This window comes from Brevundimonas kwangchunensis, from assembly GCF_039523815.1.
Taxonomy (GTDB): domain Bacteria; phylum Pseudomonadota; class Alphaproteobacteria; order Caulobacterales; family Caulobacteraceae; genus Brevundimonas; species Brevundimonas kwangchunensis.
This window is the reverse complement of the sequence record NZ_BAAAGA010000005.1, coordinates 529,301-545,129: the sequence shown is the minus strand read 5'-3', so window position 1 is coordinate 545,129 and position 15,829 is coordinate 529,301. Positions and strand designations below refer to the sequence as shown.

At 68.3% G+C, this 15,829-nt stretch carries 19 protein-coding genes; 5 read left to right on the top strand and 14 right to left on the bottom strand.

What is annotated here, in order from left to right:
* Nucleotides 1-207: 207 nt before the first annotated feature.
* Nucleotides 208-690, top strand: coding sequence for an endonuclease domain-containing protein (locus ABDZ95_RS11805; protein WP_343793961.1), 483 nt, complete (start codon nt 208-210; stop codon nt 688-690).
* A 63-nt stretch (nt 691-753) separates the two neighbouring features.
* On the opposite strand, the gene ABDZ95_RS11800 is transcribed toward ABDZ95_RS11805, so the two are convergent.
* Nucleotides 754-2,541, bottom strand: coding sequence for an acyl-CoA dehydrogenase (locus tag ABDZ95_RS11800; protein ID WP_343793959.1), 1,788 nt, complete (start codon nt 2,539-2,541; stop codon nt 754-756).
* A 191-nt stretch (nt 2,542-2,732) separates the two neighbouring features.
* Between ABDZ95_RS11800 and ABDZ95_RS11795 the strand changes: the two genes are divergently transcribed.
* Nucleotides 2,733-3,671: an L-threonylcarbamoyladenylate synthase gene (locus tag ABDZ95_RS11795; protein ID WP_343793957.1), complete on the top strand. Its 939-nt coding sequence runs from the start codon at nt 2,733-2,735 to the stop codon at nt 3,669-3,671.
* Nucleotides 3,672-3,677: 6 nt separating this feature from the next.
* Here the strand turns inward: ABDZ95_RS11795 and ABDZ95_RS11790 are convergent, their stop codons facing one another.
* The 3 genes from ABDZ95_RS11790 to ABDZ95_RS11780 form a co-directional block, all read right to left on the bottom strand.
* The gene (locus ABDZ95_RS11790) at nt 3,678-4,526 is read right to left on the bottom strand and encodes a 3-hydroxybutyrate dehydrogenase (protein ID WP_343793955.1); all 849 of its coding nucleotides are present in this window, start codon (nt 4,524-4,526) and stop codon (nt 3,678-3,680) included.
* A 107-nt stretch (nt 4,527-4,633) separates the two neighbouring features.
* Complete coding sequence (yaaA, locus tag ABDZ95_RS11785; RefSeq protein ID WP_343793953.1) at nt 4,634-5,404, bottom strand: peroxide stress protein YaaA; 771 nt, start codon at nt 5,402-5,404, stop codon at nt 4,634-4,636.
* A gap of 62 nt (nt 5,405-5,466) precedes the next feature.
* The gene (locus ABDZ95_RS11780; protein ID WP_343793951.1) at nt 5,467-6,297 is read right to left on the bottom strand and encodes an NAD(P)H-hydrate dehydratase; all 831 of its coding nucleotides are present in this window, start codon (nt 6,295-6,297) and stop codon (nt 5,467-5,469) included.
* A gap of 117 nt (nt 6,298-6,414) precedes the next feature.
* On the opposite strand from ABDZ95_RS11780, the gene ABDZ95_RS11775 reads away from it, so the two are divergent.
* Nucleotides 6,415-6,753: a P-II family nitrogen regulator gene (locus ABDZ95_RS11775; RefSeq protein ID WP_343793949.1), complete on the top strand. Its 339-nt coding sequence runs from the start codon at nt 6,415-6,417 to the stop codon at nt 6,751-6,753.
* A 75-nt stretch (nt 6,754-6,828) separates the two neighbouring features.
* Complete coding sequence (gene glnA / locus ABDZ95_RS11770; RefSeq protein ID WP_343793947.1) at nt 6,829-8,235, top strand: type I glutamate--ammonia ligase; 1,407 nt, start codon at nt 6,829-6,831, stop codon at nt 8,233-8,235.
* A gap of 70 nt (nt 8,236-8,305) precedes the next feature.
* Here glnA and ABDZ95_RS11765 read toward each other — a convergent pair whose 3' ends face one another.
* From ABDZ95_RS11765 to ABDZ95_RS11740, 6 genes are all read right to left on the bottom strand, one after another.
* On the bottom strand, nt 8,306-8,584 hold the full coding sequence (locus ABDZ95_RS11765) for a hypothetical protein (protein WP_343793945.1): 279 nt from the start codon (nt 8,582-8,584) through the stop codon (nt 8,306-8,308).
* 8 nt (nt 8,585-8,592) lie between these two features.
* Nucleotides 8,593-9,663: a DUF2855 family protein gene (locus ABDZ95_RS11760; RefSeq protein ID WP_343793943.1), complete on the bottom strand. Its 1,071-nt coding sequence runs from the start codon at nt 9,661-9,663 to the stop codon at nt 8,593-8,595.
* A 70-nt stretch (nt 9,664-9,733) separates the two neighbouring features.
* A complete protein-coding gene (locus ABDZ95_RS11755; protein WP_343793941.1) occupies nt 9,734-10,834 on the bottom strand; it encodes a DUF2855 family protein in 1,101 nt (366 codons plus the stop codon).
* A 72-nt stretch (nt 10,835-10,906) separates the two neighbouring features.
* Nucleotides 10,907-11,800: a twin-arginine translocase subunit TatC gene (gene tatC / locus ABDZ95_RS11750; RefSeq protein WP_343793939.1), complete on the bottom strand. Its 894-nt coding sequence runs from the start codon at nt 11,798-11,800 to the stop codon at nt 10,907-10,909.
* Nucleotides 11,797-12,357 (bottom strand): Sec-independent protein translocase protein TatB, encoded by a 561-nt coding sequence (tatB, locus tag ABDZ95_RS11745; protein ID WP_425542988.1) that lies wholly within the window; start codon nt 12,355-12,357, stop codon nt 11,797-11,799. The genes tatC and tatB overlap by 4 nt, the downstream gene beginning before the upstream one ends.
* 29 nt (nt 12,358-12,386) lie before the next feature.
* A complete protein-coding gene (locus ABDZ95_RS11740) occupies nt 12,387-12,605 on the bottom strand; it encodes a twin-arginine translocase TatA/TatE family subunit (RefSeq protein ID WP_343793937.1) in 219 nt (72 codons plus the stop codon).
* A gap of 105 nt (nt 12,606-12,710) precedes the next feature.
* Between ABDZ95_RS11740 and rnhA the strand changes: the two genes are divergently transcribed.
* Nucleotides 12,711-13,151 carry a ribonuclease HI gene (gene rnhA, locus ABDZ95_RS11735; protein WP_343793935.1) on the top strand — a complete coding sequence of 147 codons (441 nt, stop codon included), beginning with the start codon at nt 12,711-12,713 and terminating at the stop codon, nt 13,149-13,151.
* A 6-nt stretch (nt 13,152-13,157) separates the two neighbouring features.
* Here the strand turns inward: rnhA and ABDZ95_RS11730 are convergent, their stop codons facing one another.
* The 4 genes from ABDZ95_RS11730 to ABDZ95_RS11715 all read right to left on the bottom strand — a co-directional run bounded on the left by ABDZ95_RS11730 (nt 13,158) and on the right by ABDZ95_RS11715 (nt 15,609).
* Nucleotides 13,158-13,685, bottom strand: a complete 528-nt coding sequence (locus ABDZ95_RS11730; protein WP_343793933.1) for a hypothetical protein — start codon at nt 13,683-13,685, stop codon at nt 13,158-13,160.
* Nucleotides 13,682-14,140, bottom strand: a complete 459-nt coding sequence (locus ABDZ95_RS11725; RefSeq protein WP_343793931.1) for an NfeD family protein — start codon at nt 14,138-14,140, stop codon at nt 13,682-13,684. The genes ABDZ95_RS11730 and ABDZ95_RS11725 overlap by 4 nt, the downstream gene beginning before the upstream one ends.
* Before the next feature lie 3 nt (nt 14,141-14,143).
* Nucleotides 14,144-15,100: an SPFH domain-containing protein gene (locus ABDZ95_RS11720; RefSeq protein ID WP_343793929.1), complete on the bottom strand. Its 957-nt coding sequence runs from the start codon at nt 15,098-15,100 to the stop codon at nt 14,144-14,146.
* A gap of 95 nt (nt 15,101-15,195) precedes the next feature.
* Nucleotides 15,196-15,609 (bottom strand): NUDIX hydrolase, encoded by a 414-nt coding sequence (locus tag ABDZ95_RS11715; protein WP_343793927.1) that lies wholly within the window; start codon nt 15,607-15,609, stop codon nt 15,196-15,198.
* Nucleotides 15,610-15,829 lie beyond the last annotated feature (220 nt).

Below are 15,829 nucleotides of genomic sequence, written 5' to 3'. Positions count from 1 at the left end.
CGGGGGATGGCTGACAATCGGAAAATAGTGCGCGGCGTAGAACCCCTCCGTCTCGTCGCGCGAGCGCGTCGAGCCACCTCCCCATCTTCGATGGAGAGGTGAAGGACCGCTCCACCCCCGGCTTCGCCGGCGGTTCCCCTCCCCACCTTCGGTGGAGAGGTGATCTGGCCGCTGACTTCACCTCTCCGCGTAGCGGGGAGGGGGACCATGCGAAGCATGGTGGAGGGGTCGACTCATGCGAGAATTTATGCAGCTTATAAGTGCATGGCGACGCCGATTGCCCATGAACGTGCCCGTGGTCTGCGACGGCCGATGTCGCCGCCGGAGGCTCGGCTCTGGAACCATGTCCGAGGGCATCGTCTGCGTGGTTACAAGTTTCGCCGACAGCATCCGATCGGGCCGTACATCATCGACTTCTACTGCCCGGCGGCGAGGCTGGCGGTCGAGGTCGATGGCAGCACCCATGATCATCCCGATCGCGTAGCTCATGACAGGCGGCGGACGGCGTGGCTGGCGACGCAGGGCGTCAGGGTCATTCGGATCGCCGCGCGCGATGTACGGGATGAGTTGGACGGGGTGTTGGCGTTTATTGCGCGGGTTGTCGGGGAGAGGATTGTCGCGTCGACCCCTCCACCACCGGCTTCGCCGGCGGTCCCCCTCCCCAGCTTCGCTGGAGAGGTGAGTGACTAACGCGTTCACCTCTCCACGTAGTGGGGAGGTGGCTCGTCGCGCTTGCGCGGCGAGACGGAGGGGTCAGCCCGCCAGAACCTCCAGACTCATCCGCTCCAGCAAGGCCCCGCCCTGACCGACCGCGGCGAGGCGGCTGGAGGCGTGGCCGAGGATGTTGGCGGCGTAGACCTCGTACAGGGTGATCTTGCCTTCCAGCCAGGCGGCGTCGCCCTGGCCGGCGTCCAGTTCGGCGCGGGCGTGCAGGGCGGCCTTCGCCAGCATCCAGCCGCCGGTGACGTCGCCCAGCAGCTTCAGATAAGCGTCGGCGGCGGCCAGGACGTCGGCGGCCTTGGCGGCGTCGGCCTTGGCGTCCAGCAGCCACAGGGTGGCGTCCTCGACGGCCTCGATGGCGTTGGCCATGCGCTCGACCGGCTTGCCGGAATAGAGCGCCGGCAACTGGGTCAGGGTGGCCTTCATCTCGGCGATCAGGTCCTTCGCGGCCTGGCCGCCGTCCTGCGACAGCTTGCGACCGACGAGGTCCATGGCCTGGATGCCGTTGGTGCCTTCGTAGATCGGGGCGATGCGGGCGTCGCGATAGTACTGGGCCGCGCCGGTCTCCTCGATGAAGCCCATGCCGCCGTGGATCTGGACGCCCAGCGAGGCGACCTCGCAGCCGACGTCGGTCGACCAGGCCTTGGCGATCGGGGTGAACAGGTCCTCGCGGCCCTTCCAGCGCTTGCGCTCCTCTTCGGTCGCGGCATGGCGAGCGAGGTCGGCGGCCGTGCCGGTCGACAGGCAGATGGCGCGGGCGGCGGCGATCTTGGCCTTCATCACCGACAGGGTGCGGCGCACGTCCGGGTGGTCGATGATCGGAGCGTTGGGCTGGCCGGTCCAGACGCTGCGGCCCTGTTTGCGTTCCTGCGCATAGGCCAGGGCGTGCTGGTAGGCGCGCTCGGCGATGCCGACGCCCTCGACGCCGACGGCGAGGCGGGCGGCGTTCATCATGACAAACATGTGCGACAGGCCCTGATTGGGTTCGCCGACCAGCTCGCCGATGGCGCCCTCGTAGCTCATCACGCAGGTGGGCGAGCCGTGGATGCCCAGCTTGTGCTCGACGCTGACCGGGTGGAAGGCGTTGCGCTCACCCAGCGAGCCGTCGTCGTTCAGCAGGAATTTGGAGGCGAGGAAGAGGCTGATGCCCTTGGGCCCGGCCGGGGCGTCGGGCAGGCGGGCCAGCACCATGTGGACGATGTTGTCCGTGGCGTCGTGGTCGCCCCAGGTGATGAAGATCTTCTGGCCGTTCAGCGCGTATGTCCCGTCGCCGCGCGGCGTGGCCGTGGCGGTCAGGGCGCCGAGGTCGGAGCCGGCGCCCGGCTCGGTCAGCACCATGGCCCCGGTCCATTCGCCCGAGACCAGCTTCGGCAGATAGATTTCCTTCTGCGACGGCGTGCCGTGGGCCTCCAGCGCCTCGATGGCCGCCAGCGACAGCATGGGGCACAGGCCGAAGGCCATGTTGGCCGAGTGGACGGTCTCGTAGGCCGCCAGCTCCAGCGCCTTGGGCATCTGCTGGCCGCCGGAGTGAGCCTGGGCGGTCAGGCCGGTCCAGCCGCCCTCGGCGAACTGGCGGTAGGCGTCGGCGAAGCCCGGCGCGGCGGTGACATTGCCGTCCTTGCAGATCGAGCCCTTCTGGTCGCCGACGCGGTTCAGCGGGGCGAGGACTTCCTCGGAGAACTGGCCCGCGGCTTCCAGCACCGCGCCCATGACGTCGGCGTCGTAGTCGGGGAAGGCGCCGGTGGCGGCGACGGCCTCGATGCCCGCGACGGCCTGAAGCGTGAAGGCGAGGTCGCGGACGGGGGCGCGATAGGACGACATGGACGACTCTCCAGCATAGTCTTCTTTGCCCTGTCGCCCGTCGGGCTACTTGAAGGCAGGGTTGCGCCGTTCATGCCGCCTTGCCGCAGGGGTATGCAAGCGACCCGTAGACACATCAGAGGTCTGGCGGGGTTGCGCTGGGGCGTCGGCGCGGCGCATCTGGCGGCTTCGAGACGACAGGAGAACCGTCGGTGGAACAGTCAGGCCCGGCATCGAGCGCCAGCGAGGCGCAAGCGGCCGAGGCCCTGCGCGCCGGCAAACTGGTCATCCTGCCGACCGAGACCGTCTATGGGCTGGCCGCCGATGCGGGGAACGCCGAGGCCGTCGCCGCCATCTTCGAGGCCAAGGGCCGGCCGCGGTTCAATCCGCTGATCTCCCATGTGCCGGATGCGGCCGAGGCGGAGACGATCGCCATCTTCGACGCGCGGGCGCGGGCGCTGGCCGAGGTCTTCTGGCCGGGGCCGCTGACCATCGTGGCGCCGGTGCGGGATCGTGACCGGGTGTGCGATCTGGCGCGGGCCGGGCTGGACAGCGTGGCGGTGCGCGTTCCGGGCCATGCGCGGGCGCGGGCGGTGATCGCGGCGGCCGGCTGTCCGGTGGTGGCCCCCTCGGCCAATCGCTCGGGCCGGCCCAGTCCGACGACGTTCGCCGATGCTGTCGAGGAAACCGGCTTTGCGGTTCAGGCCGCCGTCGATGGCGGGCCGTGTCCGGTGGGTGTCGAGAGCACGGTGGTGTCGGTGCTGGACGGGCGGGTCGCCCTGCTGCGTCCCGGCTCGGTCACGCGCGAAGAGATCGAGGCGGTCGTCGGGCCGCTGGAGAGCGGTGGCGAGGGGCATCGCTCGCCGGGCCGGCTGACGGTCCACTATGCGCCGGACGCGCCGGTGCGGATCGAGGTGCTGGAGCCGCGCGAGGGTGAACTGCTGCTGGGATTCGGGCCGGGGATCGGCGACCCCCGCTGGAGCCTGAGCCCGACAGGCGATCTGCGCGAGGCGGCCGCCAACCTGTTCCGCCGTTTCCGCGAGGCGGATCGCGCGGGAGCCTCGGCCATCGCCGTGTCGCCGATCCCGGACGCCGGGCTGGGCGAGGCGATCAATGACCGGTTGAGACGGGCGGCGGGGTTCGTGGGGTAGGGCGCGCTACTGCGCCGTCCAGCCGCCGTCGATCGAGAAGCTGGCGCCGTTGGCGGAGGCGCCGAGGTCGGAGACCAGGTACAGCATCATGCCGACCAGCTCGTCGGTGGTCACGAAGCGCTTGGTCGGCTGGGAGCCGAGGATCACGTCCTTGAGCACCGCCTCTTTCGACATGCCGCGCGTGCGGGCCTGATCGTCGATCTGTTTGTCGACGATGGGGGTGTGCACGAAGCCGGGGCAGATGGCGTTGCAGGTGATGTTGTCCTGCGCGATCTCCAGCGCGACCGTCTTGGTGAAGCCGATGACGCCGTGCTTGGCGGCGACGTAGGCCGACTTGAACGGGCTGGCGACCAGGCCGTGGGCGGAGGCCAGGTTGATGATCCGGCCGCGGCCCTGCGCCTTCATGATCGGGATCGCCGCGCGCGTGGCGTAAAAGGCCGATGACAGATTGATGGCGATGATCTGCTCCCACTTGTCGGCGGGAAACTTCTCGACGGCCTCGACGTGCTGGATGCCGGCGTTGTTGATCAGGATGTCGACGCGGCCGAGCTCGTGCTTGCCGTAGGCGACCATGTCGGCGACTTCCTCGCCGCGGGTCATGTTGGCGGCGTGGTAGCGGGCGCGGACGCCGCAGCTGGCTTCCAGCTCCGCACGGGTGCGCTCGATCTCGGAGGGGTCGCCCAGACCGTTCAGGACGACGTCGCCGCCTCGGGCCGCGATGGCTTTCGCAAACGCAAGGCCGATGCCGGAGGTCGAGCCCGAGATGACCGCCACCTGACCCTTCAGGTCGCCGATGTCGCGGAAGGGCGCAGCCTCCGATTCGGAGCCGTCACCACGCCTGGGCCACTGGAACATGTCTTCGCTCTGCCTTCGTTTCCCCGTCGCCGCCTGCGCCGGCGAGGGCGCGGGGCGTTTCGTGTTGTGAGCCTAGCGCTTCGCGTGTGCGAAGGCGACAGGTCCGATTACGAATTTCCCGATCTGGTGAATATCCAGTCGGTCTCGGTTGATGCGGCCGGGTCGAAGCGGTAGCCGTCGCGGTCGAAGGCCTTGAGGTCCTCGGCCCTGGTGATCCGTTCGTCGATGGCGAAGCGGGCCATGGTTCCGCGGGCGCGCTTGGCGAAGAAGGAGATGATGCGGCTCTCGCCGTCCTTCTCCTCGCGGAAGTTCGGGGTGACGACCGGCAGCTTCAGCGCGCGGGCGTCGACGGCGCCGAAATATTCCTGGCTGGCGAGGTTCACGAGGGTCGACTCGTGCAGGCCCTCGGCGTCGGCGTTCAACTGCTTCGAGATCCGGTCGCCCCAGAAATCGTAGAGGCTGGAGCCGCGCCGGGTCTTGAGGCGGGTGCCCATCTCGAGCCGGTAGGGCTGGATGCGGTCCAGCGGGCGCAACAGGCCGTAGAGGCCCGACAGGATGCGAAGGTGGCGCTGGGCGAACTCGAGACCGGTGAGGCTGAGGGTGCGGGCCTGCAGGCCTTCATAGACGTCGCCGGCGAAGGCGAAGGCGGCCTGGACGCCGTCGGTCGAGTCGGCGTCGAAGGCCTGGAAGCGCTCGCGGTTCAGGCGGGCCAGATCGTCCGAGATGCTCATCAACTGGCGCAGCTCGGCGACCGTGCGGGCGCGGGCCGTGCGGGACAGCGAGGCGGTGTCCTCGCGCAGCCGACGCTCGGTGGCGGGCAAGGCAGGGTCGGGTTCGGTGAAATCCAGCCGCTTGGCCGGAGACAGGACGATCAGCAAGGCGCAACTCCGGCGGCGAAGCGCAGCAGATAGGCCGGTTCGTCCACGATTTGAACCGGGCCTCAGGTCGCAGCCTGTGCATACAGGGCGGCCAGCACCCCCGGCAGGCGTTCCGGAAGGTCCTCGGCGATCAGGCCGGGGCCGAAGCCGCGGGCGGCCTCGGCATGCATCCAGACGGCCGCGCGGGCGGAGTCGAAACTGTCCATGCGCTGGGCGATCAGGCCGCCGATCATGCCGGCGAGGACGTCACCCGAGCCGGCGGTGGCCAGCCAGGGCGTGCCGTTGTCGTTGACGGCGACGCGGCCATCCGGCGCGGCGATGACGGTCGCGGGGCCCTTCAGCACCACGACGGCGCGGGCGCGCTCGGAGGCGATACGGGCGGCCTCCTCGCGGCCGAGGTCGAGCAGGCCGGGGAACAGGCGTTTGAACTCGCCCTCGTGCGGAGTCAGCACGTCGTCGCGGTCGAGCACCTGGAACAGGTCGGCGGCGCGGTGCTCGAAGGCGGTCAGACCGTCGGCGTCGATGACCAGGGCCGCGCCGGTCTCGGCCAGGGCGTGGATGTTGATGACGGTGGCGTCGTTGACGCCGGCCGCCGGGCCGACGACCACGGCGTCCATGCCCTCGGCGGCCTCGAACAGGGTCTCGGAGCCGGTGAAGGCGGTCAGCATGATCGCCTCGATGGCGGGGGCGATGACCGGGGCGGCGTCGGGCGGACACAGGATGCGGACCACACCGGCGCCGATGCGAAGGCCGGCCCGCGCGGCCAGCCGCGCCGCGCCCGTCTGCGTCGCCTTGCCGGACACCACGCCCAGACGTCCGCGACGGTGCTTGTGCGTATCGACCGAAGGCCAGGGCAGGGCGTCGCGCCAGTCTGGCAGGGCGTGGTCGGTCATTGGACCTCTCTTCCGTTCACGGATGGCGTCAGGGCGCGAAAAGGGCTTGCGTTATTGTGCAATGCAATGTCCCTTTACCGCCCGAGCGCGAGGCCTTTAAGCCCGCCGGGAAAGCCGATGAAGAAGATTGAAGCCGTCATCAAGCCGTTCAAGCTGGATGAAGTCAAAGAAGCGCTGCAGGACGCGGGCGTGCAGGGCATGACCGTGCTGGAGGCCAAGGGATACGGCCGCCAGAAGGGTCATTCCGAGCTCTACCGCGGCGCCGAATACGTCATCGACTTCCTTCCCAAGATCAAGATCGAGGTCGTGGTTCCCGACGACCTCGCCGCCTCCGTCATCGAGGCCATCCAGACCGCGGCGCACACGGGCAAGATCGGCGACGGCAAGATCTTCGTGTCGGACGTCCTCGACGTCATCCGCATCCGCACCGGCGAAACGGGGGCCCAGGCCGTCTGATCGCTTCCACCCTCGGCCGCTCTCTCGGGCGGCCGTTTCCTTTGCAACCTCCCCACAAGAAACGGACCTCGAAGAATGAGCGCCAAGAAGATCCTCGCGGAGATCAAGGAGAAAGACGTTCGCTACGTCGATCTCCGCTTCACCGACACGCGCGGCAAGCTGCAGCACGTCACGTTCGACATCGACATGGTCGACGAGGAGTTCCTGGAAGAGGGGACGATGTTCGACGGGTCGTCGATCGCCGGCTGGAAGGCGATCAACGAGTCGGACATGCTGCTGAAGCCGGATCTGGCGACAGCCTATGTCGACCCGTTCTACCAGCAGACCACCCTGTTCCTGTTCTGCGACGTGCTGAACCCGGACACGGGCGAGGCCTACAACCGCGACAGCCGCTCGATGGCCAAGAAGGCCCTGTCGTACGTGCAGTCGGCCGGCGTGGGCGACACCGTCTATTTCGGCCCGGAAGCCGAGTTCTTCATCTTCGACGACGTGCGCTGGTCCACCCAGCCGCACGACACCGGCTACACCTATGACTCGACCGAACTGCCGGCCAACACGGGCGCCGAGTATTCGGAAGGCAACATGGGTCACCGCCCGGGCGCCAAGGGCGGCTACTTCCCGGTGAACCCGGTCGACTCGGGTCAGGACCTGCGCGGCGAGATGCTGTCGGTCATGAAGGACCTGGGCCTCGATCCCGAGAAGCACCACCACGAGGTGGCTCCGGCGCAGCACGAGCTGGGCCTGAAGTTCTCGGACCTGCTGACCATGGCCGACCGCCTGCAGCTCTATAAGTACGTGATCCACAACGTGGCCGCCGCCTACGGCAAGTCGGCCACCTTCATGGCCAAGCCGATGTTCGCGGACAACGGCTCGGGCATGCACGTGCACATGTCGATCTGGAAGGACGGCAAGCCCCAGTTCGCCGGCGACAAATACGCCGGCCTGTCGCAGGAATGCCTCTGGTACATCGGCGGCATCATCAAGCACGCCAAGGCCATCAACGCCTTCGCCAACTCGACGACCAACTCCTACAAGCGTCTGGTCCCGGGCTATGAAGCGCCGGTCAAGCTGGCCTATTCGGCCCGCAACCGCTCGGCCTCGATCCGTATTCCGTGGGTCAACTCGCCGAAGGCCAAGCGTCTGGAAGCCCGCTTCCCGGACCCGATGGGCAATCCCTACCTGACCTTCGTCGCCCTGCTGATGGCCGGCCTGGACGGTATCGAGAACCGCATCGATCCGGGCGCGCCCGCCGACAAGAACCTGTACGACCTGCCGCCGGAAGAGCGCGGCAACATTCCGGAAGTCTGCGGCTCGCTGCGGGAAGCTCTGGAGAGCCTCGACAAGGACCGCGCCTTCCTCAAGAAGGGCGGCGTCATGGATGACGACTTCATCGACAGCTACATCGAGCTGAAGATGGAAGAGGTGATGCGCCTGCAGCTTCACCCGCACCCGGTCGAGTTCGACATGTACTACAGCTGCTGATCGACAGGGGGACTGACGATCGCAGAGGGCGCCGGGGGCAACTCCGGCGCCCTTTCTGTTGGGCGAGACCTCAGACCATGCGGCCGGTGTAGGCGGTGTTCGTGGCGCCGGTCGCCGCGACGGCGGCCAGTTCGACGGTGAGGGCGTCGCGGAGGCCGGGCGCGCTGAAGTCCGGTTGCGGGCCCAGCCAGACGCGGACGATGAAGGGGGCGCCCGGTGCACCGTCGGTGCGAAGCCGGACGACGTAGTAGAGGTCGTCCTCGCGCGGGTCGTGGCTGTCGAAGGCGGCGGTCCACTGGCGGCCGTCGGGCAGGGGCTGCGGGTCGAGGAAGTCGGGGAAGAAGGTCATGGTGTGCCTCAGGCCGGCAGGTGGATCAGTGTGACGTCCGACAGGGCGCCGGGCGTTCTCGCCAGATTTTCGATGACTCTTGCCGCGGACGTGAGGCCGTTCAGTTCGAGCGTGGGCGGGCAGGGCATTCTGTCAGCGCCGGCGCATTCGGCGAAGACCTGTGGGCTGCCGAGAACATTCGCGTAGCAGGGCAGCAGGCAAGGGTTCTCGAATCCGTCGTCGGCTTCAGGCGGCGGCTCGGCGACCCCAGGCGCCCGATCCTTGCCCGCGGGCAGGGGGCGGTATGTGTCGCCCGGAGGCGAGGGGACGACGCAATGATGCACCAGCCTGTCGCCGAGATGGGCGTGGACACGCCGGCTCAGCGCTTCATCTCCTGTCAGGTCGAGGTAGAGGGTCGGCGCGTCGGCGGACCGGTCCTCGACCTCTCCAAAGGCACAGGCAGCGTCGCAATAGCCCATGCTCTGCATGCTGGCCTCGTACTCGGACTGCGTCACGACCGCCAACCAGTGGACCATCCGGTCAGCAGCCAAGGTCGACAGCAGGATATCCCGGGCGGCGAAGAAGCTGTGACGGCGCAGGACTTCGAAGGCGTTGCGCGTCGCCGCGTACAGGGGCTGGAGGACGATGTCGCGGTCGTCTTGCGCAGATCCGGATACGGCCGTCGATCTGTCGAAGGTGTAGCGGTTGTAGAAGTCCGGCGCTGCCTGGCGCCAGGGAGAGCTTTCAAGGAAGCCGGTCTCATCGCATTGACCGACCCGGACCTTCAGCGTGCCGGCCATCGGAAACCAGCCGGATAGTCGTGCGCCGATCCGGATCTCGTCGACGCACGACTGAAGAACCGTCGCCGAACCCCAGACCGGCATGAGGCCGAAGGCATCGGTCTCGTCCGGAAACAGGTCCCAGACGCCGAGCGCGTCTCCATAGGCTGCGCCGGCCAGGGTGCTCGATGTCAGGGAGAAGCGGTCAAGGGCGACCAGGACTTCGCGATCACTCAGGGAGGCCGACGCCGTGTTGATGTCGGGCAGGGTCCTGCCGAGGCTTGTCTTGCTGGTGAGCAGCCGAAAGCCGGACCAGGACATCGCGAAGCTCCTCCGTCGTCCGATCAGCCTAACGAACCGACCGGCGCGGCAGGAGCGGTTTGCGACGAACTCAGGCGAGCCTGACGATGGCGCCCTCGGCGGGGTCGGCGCCGCCGCTCGCCAGAGCCGCGACCACGTCGGCGGCGGCTTCCAGTCCGTGATGCTCGACGATCCGGACCCACGGGGCGGCGGGGTCGATCACGCGGGCGAAGAAGGCCTTCTGGTCGGCGAGAAACCGCTCGTAGAAAGCGTGCAGGGTTCCGCGCTCGCGGTGCTCGTCCAGACAGGTGGCGGCGAAGAAGAAGACGGGCTTCGGTCCCGGCAGGGTCTCGTCGCCGAGCTGGAAGGAGTCGCTGCGGGTCGAGCCGACGAGGCAGTCGTAGACAAGCTTGTCGCCGAAATGCGTGTGCACGCGGCGGCGCAGCTCCGGATCGCCGGCGAGGTCGAGATAGAGGGTCGGGACGTCGGCCGGGAGGCTCTCGATGTCGTCGTAGGTCCGGACCTCGTCATAGGCGGCGAGGCCCTCGACGAAGGCGCGGTTGCGGGCGCCGGTCAGGGCCACGGTGCGGATGTCGTCGTCCAGCAGGCACCAGGCCGAGCCGTAGGCGGTCTTGCTGGAGGCGCTGGACACCACGATCTGGCGGGCGCCGAAGAAGGCCTTGTCCCGCAGGAAGTCGACGGCGGTGTAGGAGGTGACGAACAGGGGGCGGAACAGGGCCTCGCTGTTCTCCAGCGCCGGATCGTAATGGGCGTCGGCGGCACACAGGACATAGCGGTTGTAGATGTCCGGCACCTGTTTCCGCCAGGGCGAGGCGTCGGCGAAGCCGCCGCGGCTGATCTTCTCCGCCTGGACGCGCAGGGCGTCGGCCATCGGGAAGTAGCCGAACACCCGGGCGCCGACGGCGACGCCCTCGGCGCGGGACTCCAGCACGTCGGCGAAACCCCAGACGGGCATCAGGCCCCAGCCGTCCACCCCGGTCGGGAAGACGGTCCAGTAGCCGATGGCGTCGCCATAGGCCGCGTAGGTGATGTTGTTGGTCGTCAGGGAGAAGCGATCGAGGCCCAGCACGACCTCGCCCTCGGCCAGCGGGGCGGGCGGAGGCAGGGCGTCCAGCCGGGTCTGGCCGGGATCGGACCGGAGGGACATCAGGCGGCGGCCGGCGTCGGACATGGCGTGTCTCCGTTGTTGCCCGAAGAGCCTAGCAGGCTTGCCGGTTGACGCAGGAGCAGCTTGCGACGGACGTCAGGCGGTAACGGCCTCGGCGTCGTCGGCCTTCTTGCGGCGTAGCTCGATCAGGCGGACGCACCAGATCGAGATTTCGTAGAGAAGCACCAGCGGGATCGCGAGCATCAGCTGGCTGATGGGATCGGGCGGGGTGACGACGGCGGCCACGACCACGACGGCAAGGATAGCGTAGCGCCGCCCCTCGGTCATCAACTTCGACGAGATGATGCCGGCCATGCCCAGCAAGGTCGTGATGACCGGCAGCTGGAAGCACAAACCGAAGGCGAGGATCAGCGAGGTGACCAAGCTGAGGTATTCGGAGATCTTGGTGTTCAGCTCGACGGTGATGCCTTCCGCAGCGATCTGCTGGCTCAGCGAGAACCACATCACGAACGGCAGCATGACGAAGTAGACCAGCGCCGCGCCGAGAATGAACAGGATCGGGGCGACCAGCAGGAAGGGCAGGAAGGCGCCCTTCTCGTTCTTGTACAGACCCGGCGCGACGAACTTGTAGAGCTGCCAGGCCAGAACCGGGAAGGCGACCACGACGGCGCCGAAGCCGGCAACCTTCATCTTGGTGAAGAGCTGCTCCAGCGGGCCGGTGGCCTGCAGGGCGACGGCGGCGTGGACGCCCGTGGGCATCGGGTGCAGCCCGGAGGTCACCGCGATCAGCTCGAACGGATTGGTCCCGTGCGTGCCGGCGGCCCGTGCGGCCTCGTGCATCACATAGGCGGCCTGGAACGGCTTGATCAGGAAGATCTGGATGTCGGCCGCGAAGTAGAAGCACACGAAGAAGGCGAGGATGAAGGCGACCACGCACACGAGCAGGCGGCTGCGCAGCTCGATCAGGTGATCCATCAGAGGCGCGCGGGAGGCCTCGATCTCGTCTTCGTCGGCTTCGGGGCGGCTCACTGTTCAGCCGCCTTCTTGCGGGTCGCGCGAGGTTTGGTGGCCGGTTTGGCGGCGGCCGTCTTCTTCGCTGCGGCGGATTTGGCCTTCGGCTTCGCGGTCGTCGCGGGCTTCGGCGCAGCGGGCTTGCGGGCCGGCTTCGCGGAGGGGACGGGCTCGGGCGTCGGAGCGGCCTCGAGGGGCTCGAGCACCGGAGGGCTGTCGGGCCATTCGTCCGGGGCGGCGTTCATGGACGACGGCGAAGCGCTGGATGTCAGGGGGGCGTTGAGGTCGTCGCGGATGCTGCGGAAGGTCGCGTCCGCCTCGGCGCCCAGGGGCATCATGTTGGTCTGGCCGCGACGCAGGGCGTCGACCTCCTTGCGGAGATCGTCGAGTTCGGACTGGCGCGCCATCTCATCGAAGCTGGAGCGGAACTCGTTGGCCATGTTGCGCGCCTTCGCGACCATCTGGCCGAGTTTGCGCAGCATGCCGGGCAGGCGTTCGGGCCCCACGACAAGCAGGGCCACGACCGCGATCACGACGTATTCAAACCCCCCGATACCGGGGCCCAGGCCACCCATCCGTCAGGGTCTCCGACGCGAGCGCGCGCTTACGACTTCAGGTCTTCTTTTTCGGCGTCGGTGCGCGGCAGGGCGCCCGCACGCTCGTCGGCCTGCTTGTTCGTGTCCTCGTCCTTGAGGCCGTCACGGAAGGCCTTCACGCCCTTGGCCGCGTCGCCCATCAGGCCCGACAGCTTGCCGCGACCGCCGAACAGCAGCAGGGCGATGACAATGACGATGGCCCAATGCCAGATGCTCATGGCGCCCACGGCGACGTCTCCTCATTCGGGTCGATGCGCGACCCGGCAATACATTCACGCCGCATATAGGCGCTTCGGTGGCGCGACGCCAAGCGAACCTGTTACAGCGCGCGAATGAGTCACGTCATCATCCACACCGACGGCGCCTGCAAGGGCAATCCGGGCCCCGGCGGCTGGGGCGCCATTCTCCAGACCGGGGCCGGTCACGAGAAGGAGCTATGGGGCGGCGAGCCGCTGACCACAAACAACCGCATGGAGCTGATGGGCGCGATCATGGCGCTGGAGGCCCTGACCCGGCCCTGCCGGGTCGATCTGCATACGGACAGCAAATATGTGATGCAGGGCATCACCGAGTGGATCCGCGGCTGGAAGGCGCGCGGCTGGAAGACAGCGGACAAGAAGCCGGTCAAGAACGACGACCTGTGGAAGCGCCTCGACGCCGCCCGCTCGCGCCACGAGGTGAAATGGCACTGGGTGAAGGGCCACGCCGGCCACGAACTGAACGAGCGCGCCGACGGGCTGGCGAATCGGGGCGTGGAGTCGGTGCGGGGCTGAGGCCCGTCAGTCGATGGGGCGGTAGTCGAAGCCGCCGGTCTCGACCCAGGCGCCGTTGATCAGGTGCTGGCTGCGGATGCGGTAGACGTTGTCCTCGAAGGTCGTCTGCGCTCGGACCGCCTCGATGCCGTCCAGCCCGTGCACCTGTTGCTCGAACTCGAACCGGCCGGGACCGAGAACCTTGACCGTGCCGGTGGTGTAGAAGCCGCCGCTGGTAGCGTAGAAGGACACCAGACCGCCGGTGTCGCGGTCGAAGACGATCAATGTGTCGCCGGTGTAGGCCCCGCCGGCGGCAGAGTGGGTGCTCCAGATCGCCTTGTCGCCGGCCGTCCGCTCGAAGCGGACCTCATCGACGACGTTCTCGGCCGTGATCGAGGCGCCGCGCCAGGTCTTGCCGATCAGCGGGTCGAAGGCGGCCAGCAGCGTGTCGGCTCGCGTCGGGTCGGCGATGGCGACAGGGGCGGGCCGGGTCGTCGCGGCGTCCTGACCGGGCGCGAGCCACAGACCCAGAGCCGCGACGAGCGGGGCGATCACGCGGCCCGGACCTTCAGGCGAGCTCCGTGGACGCTCTCGACCACCACGCTTTCGCCGGCCAGTGGCGCGGCGTCCTCGATGTCCGCCGCCCATTCCGAGCCGGAGACGAACACCCGTCCGCGGCCGTCGACGAAGGCGTGTGTGACCTGCGCCCGCTGGCCGACGAGGCGACTATCGCGGGCGTTGATATCCGGGGCCTCGTCGGGGTTCACGCGCTGGACCAGCCGGCGCGACAGCAGGGTCGAGGCGACGGTCAGGGCGCCGAACAGCAGGGCCTCGCCCCAGAAGCCCATCGGGAAGCCGAGGGCGGCGACCACGGCGACCACTCCGGCCGACACCGCCGGCCAGAGCAGCCATTCGGTCGAGGTCGCCGCCTCGATGGCCAGGAGGACGACGCCCAGCGCCAGCCATATCCAGAAGGGCTGGGCGGCGTGCAGATTGACCAGGGCGTCCATGGATCATGTCCTCGGGGCGCGCGGCGGGCGCACCGGCGCGGTCTGCTGCTGTTCGCGGGCCAGGCCGACCAGTTCGCCGACGCCGGCGATGGTGCCGACCAGGGCGCCCATCTCGGCGGGGACGATGACGGTCTTCTGCTGCGGGCTGCGGGCCAGCTCGGCGAAGGCCTCGACGTATTTCTGGGCCACGAAGTAGTTGATCGCGTTCACGTCGCCGCGGGCGATGGCTTCCGACACCATGGCGGTGGCGCGGGCCTCGGCCTCGGCTTCACGCTCGCGGGCCTCGGCGTCGCGGAAGGCGGCTTCCTTGCGGCCTTCGGCCTCGAGGATGGCGGCCTGTTTAGCGCCCTCGGCGCGGGCGATGGCGGCCTGCTTCTCGCCGTCCGCCTCGGTGACGACGGCGCGGCGCTCGCGCTCGGCCTTCATCTGACGGGCCATGGCGTTGGTGATGTCCGCCGGCGGGGTCAGGTCCTTGATCTCGATGCGGTTGGCCTTCACGCCCCACGGCTCGGTGGCGGCGTCGATGACCTGCAGCAGACGGGTGTTGATGCTGTCGCGCTGGCTGAGCACCTCGTCGAGTTCCATGGAACCGACCACGGTCCGCAGGTTGGTCATGCAGAGCTGCGAGATGGCGTAGGTCAGGTCGTCGACGCGGTAGGCGGCGGCCGCGGCGTCCATGACCTGGATGAAGACGATGCCGTCGACCTTCACCAGGGCGTTGTCCTTGGTGATGACTTCCTGCGTCGGGACGTCCAGCACCTGTTCCATCATGTTCATGCGGCGGCCGATGCGCTCGACGAACGGGGTCAGGATGCTGATGCCCGGCGACAGGGTCCGCGTGTATTTGCCGAAGCGCTCGACCGTGAACTCACGTCCCTGGGGAACGATCTTCACGACGCTGAACAGCAGAATGAAAGCCAGCGCGACGATCGCGACGACGAAAACGACAGAAAAGTCCATCAATGCCTCCCGGTTGCAGCACAGGTTAGCAGTCCGGAGCGGCAGCGCCACCGAAACCGAACTAGGCATGATGACAACCGCGTAATCCCTGCGCGCTATCCGGGTGTGCGGCGCGCGACGGCGAGGGCGATGACGCGCCGGGTCTCGGACCAGTCGATCAGCGCCTCGACCTGATCCAGCGCCACGAACCGGGCCTCCAGCGCGTCGTCGCCGGCGACCGGTTCCCCCGACAGCCATTCGGCGGCGTAGTCGATCAGGACGTAGTGCCTGCCTGCCGAGGGGAAGATGCCGTCGACGACGTCGAGCAGGCCGGTCAGGTGGGCCTCGACGCCGGTTTCCTCGCGCAACTCCCGAATCGCGGCGTCGGTCGCGGCCTCGCCGGGCTCGATCCGGCCGCCGGGCAGGCTCCACTCGCCCTGACGCGGCGGCGTGCCGCGCCGGATCAGCAGGACCTCGTCGCCGTGCAGGCAGACGACGCCGACGGCGGGGACGGGAGCGGGGAGGGCCATGGATGGTCCTATATCCCGAGCGCGCCGGGGCACCCAAATCTCCGCTCAATCCCCGCGAAGGCGGGGATCCAGTACGACTGGTCAGGTCGAGCACGGGCTACCCGGAGCGCACTGCGAAACGTCTCCGCCCAACCACTGTATGTGCTGGATCCCCGCCTTCGCGGGGATGAGCGGAAGGGAAAGGGCAGCTTCGCCGGTATGACGATACGAGTTAGAACCG

Coding starts and splice junctions, on each gene's coding strand:
- ABDZ95_RS11790 (WP_343793955.1), bottom strand. CDS start 4,526: ATGTTCCAGTGGCCCAGGCGTGGTGACGGCTCCGAATCGGAGGCTGCG.
- rnhA (WP_343793935.1), top strand. CDS start 12,711: ATGAGTCACGTCATCATCCACACCGACGGCGCCTGCAAGGGCAATCCG.
- ABDZ95_RS11775 (WP_343793949.1), top strand. CDS start 6,415: ATGAAGAAGATTGAAGCCGTCATCAAGCCGTTCAAGCTGGATGAAGTC.
- ABDZ95_RS11765 (WP_343793945.1), bottom strand. CDS start 8,584: ATGACCTTCTTCCCCGACTTCCTCGACCCGCAGCCCCTGCCCGACGGC.
- ABDZ95_RS11715 (WP_343793927.1), bottom strand. CDS start 15,609: ATGGCCCTCCCCGCTCCCGTCCCCGCCGTCGGCGTCGTCTGCCTGCAC.
- ABDZ95_RS11720 (WP_343793929.1), bottom strand. CDS start 15,100: ATGGACTTTTCTGTCGTTTTCGTCGTCGCGATCGTCGCGCTGGCTTTC.
- glnA (WP_343793947.1), top strand. CDS start 6,829: ATGAGCGCCAAGAAGATCCTCGCGGAGATCAAGGAGAAAGACGTTCGC.
- tatB (WP_425542988.1), bottom strand. CDS start 12,357: ATGGGTGGCCTGGGCCCCGGTATCGGGGGGTTTGAATACGTCGTGATC.
- ABDZ95_RS11805 (WP_343793961.1), top strand. CDS start 208: ATGCGAAGCATGGTGGAGGGGTCGACTCATGCGAGAATTTATGCAGCT.
- ABDZ95_RS11780 (WP_343793951.1), bottom strand. CDS start 6,297: ATGACCGACCACGCCCTGCCAGACTGGCGCGACGCCCTGCCCTGGCCT.
- ABDZ95_RS11725 (WP_343793931.1), bottom strand. CDS start 14,140: ATGGACGCCCTGGTCAATCTGCACGCCGCCCAGCCCTTCTGGATATGG.
- ABDZ95_RS11755 (WP_343793941.1), bottom strand. CDS start 10,834: ATGTCCGACGCCGGCCGCCGCCTGATGTCCCTCCGGTCCGATCCCGGC.
- ABDZ95_RS11760 (WP_343793943.1), bottom strand. CDS start 9,663: ATGTCCTGGTCCGGCTTTCGGCTGCTCACCAGCAAGACAAGCCTCGGC.
- ABDZ95_RS11800 (WP_343793959.1), bottom strand. CDS start 2,541: ATGTCGTCCTATCGCGCCCCCGTCCGCGACCTCGCCTTCACGCTTCAG.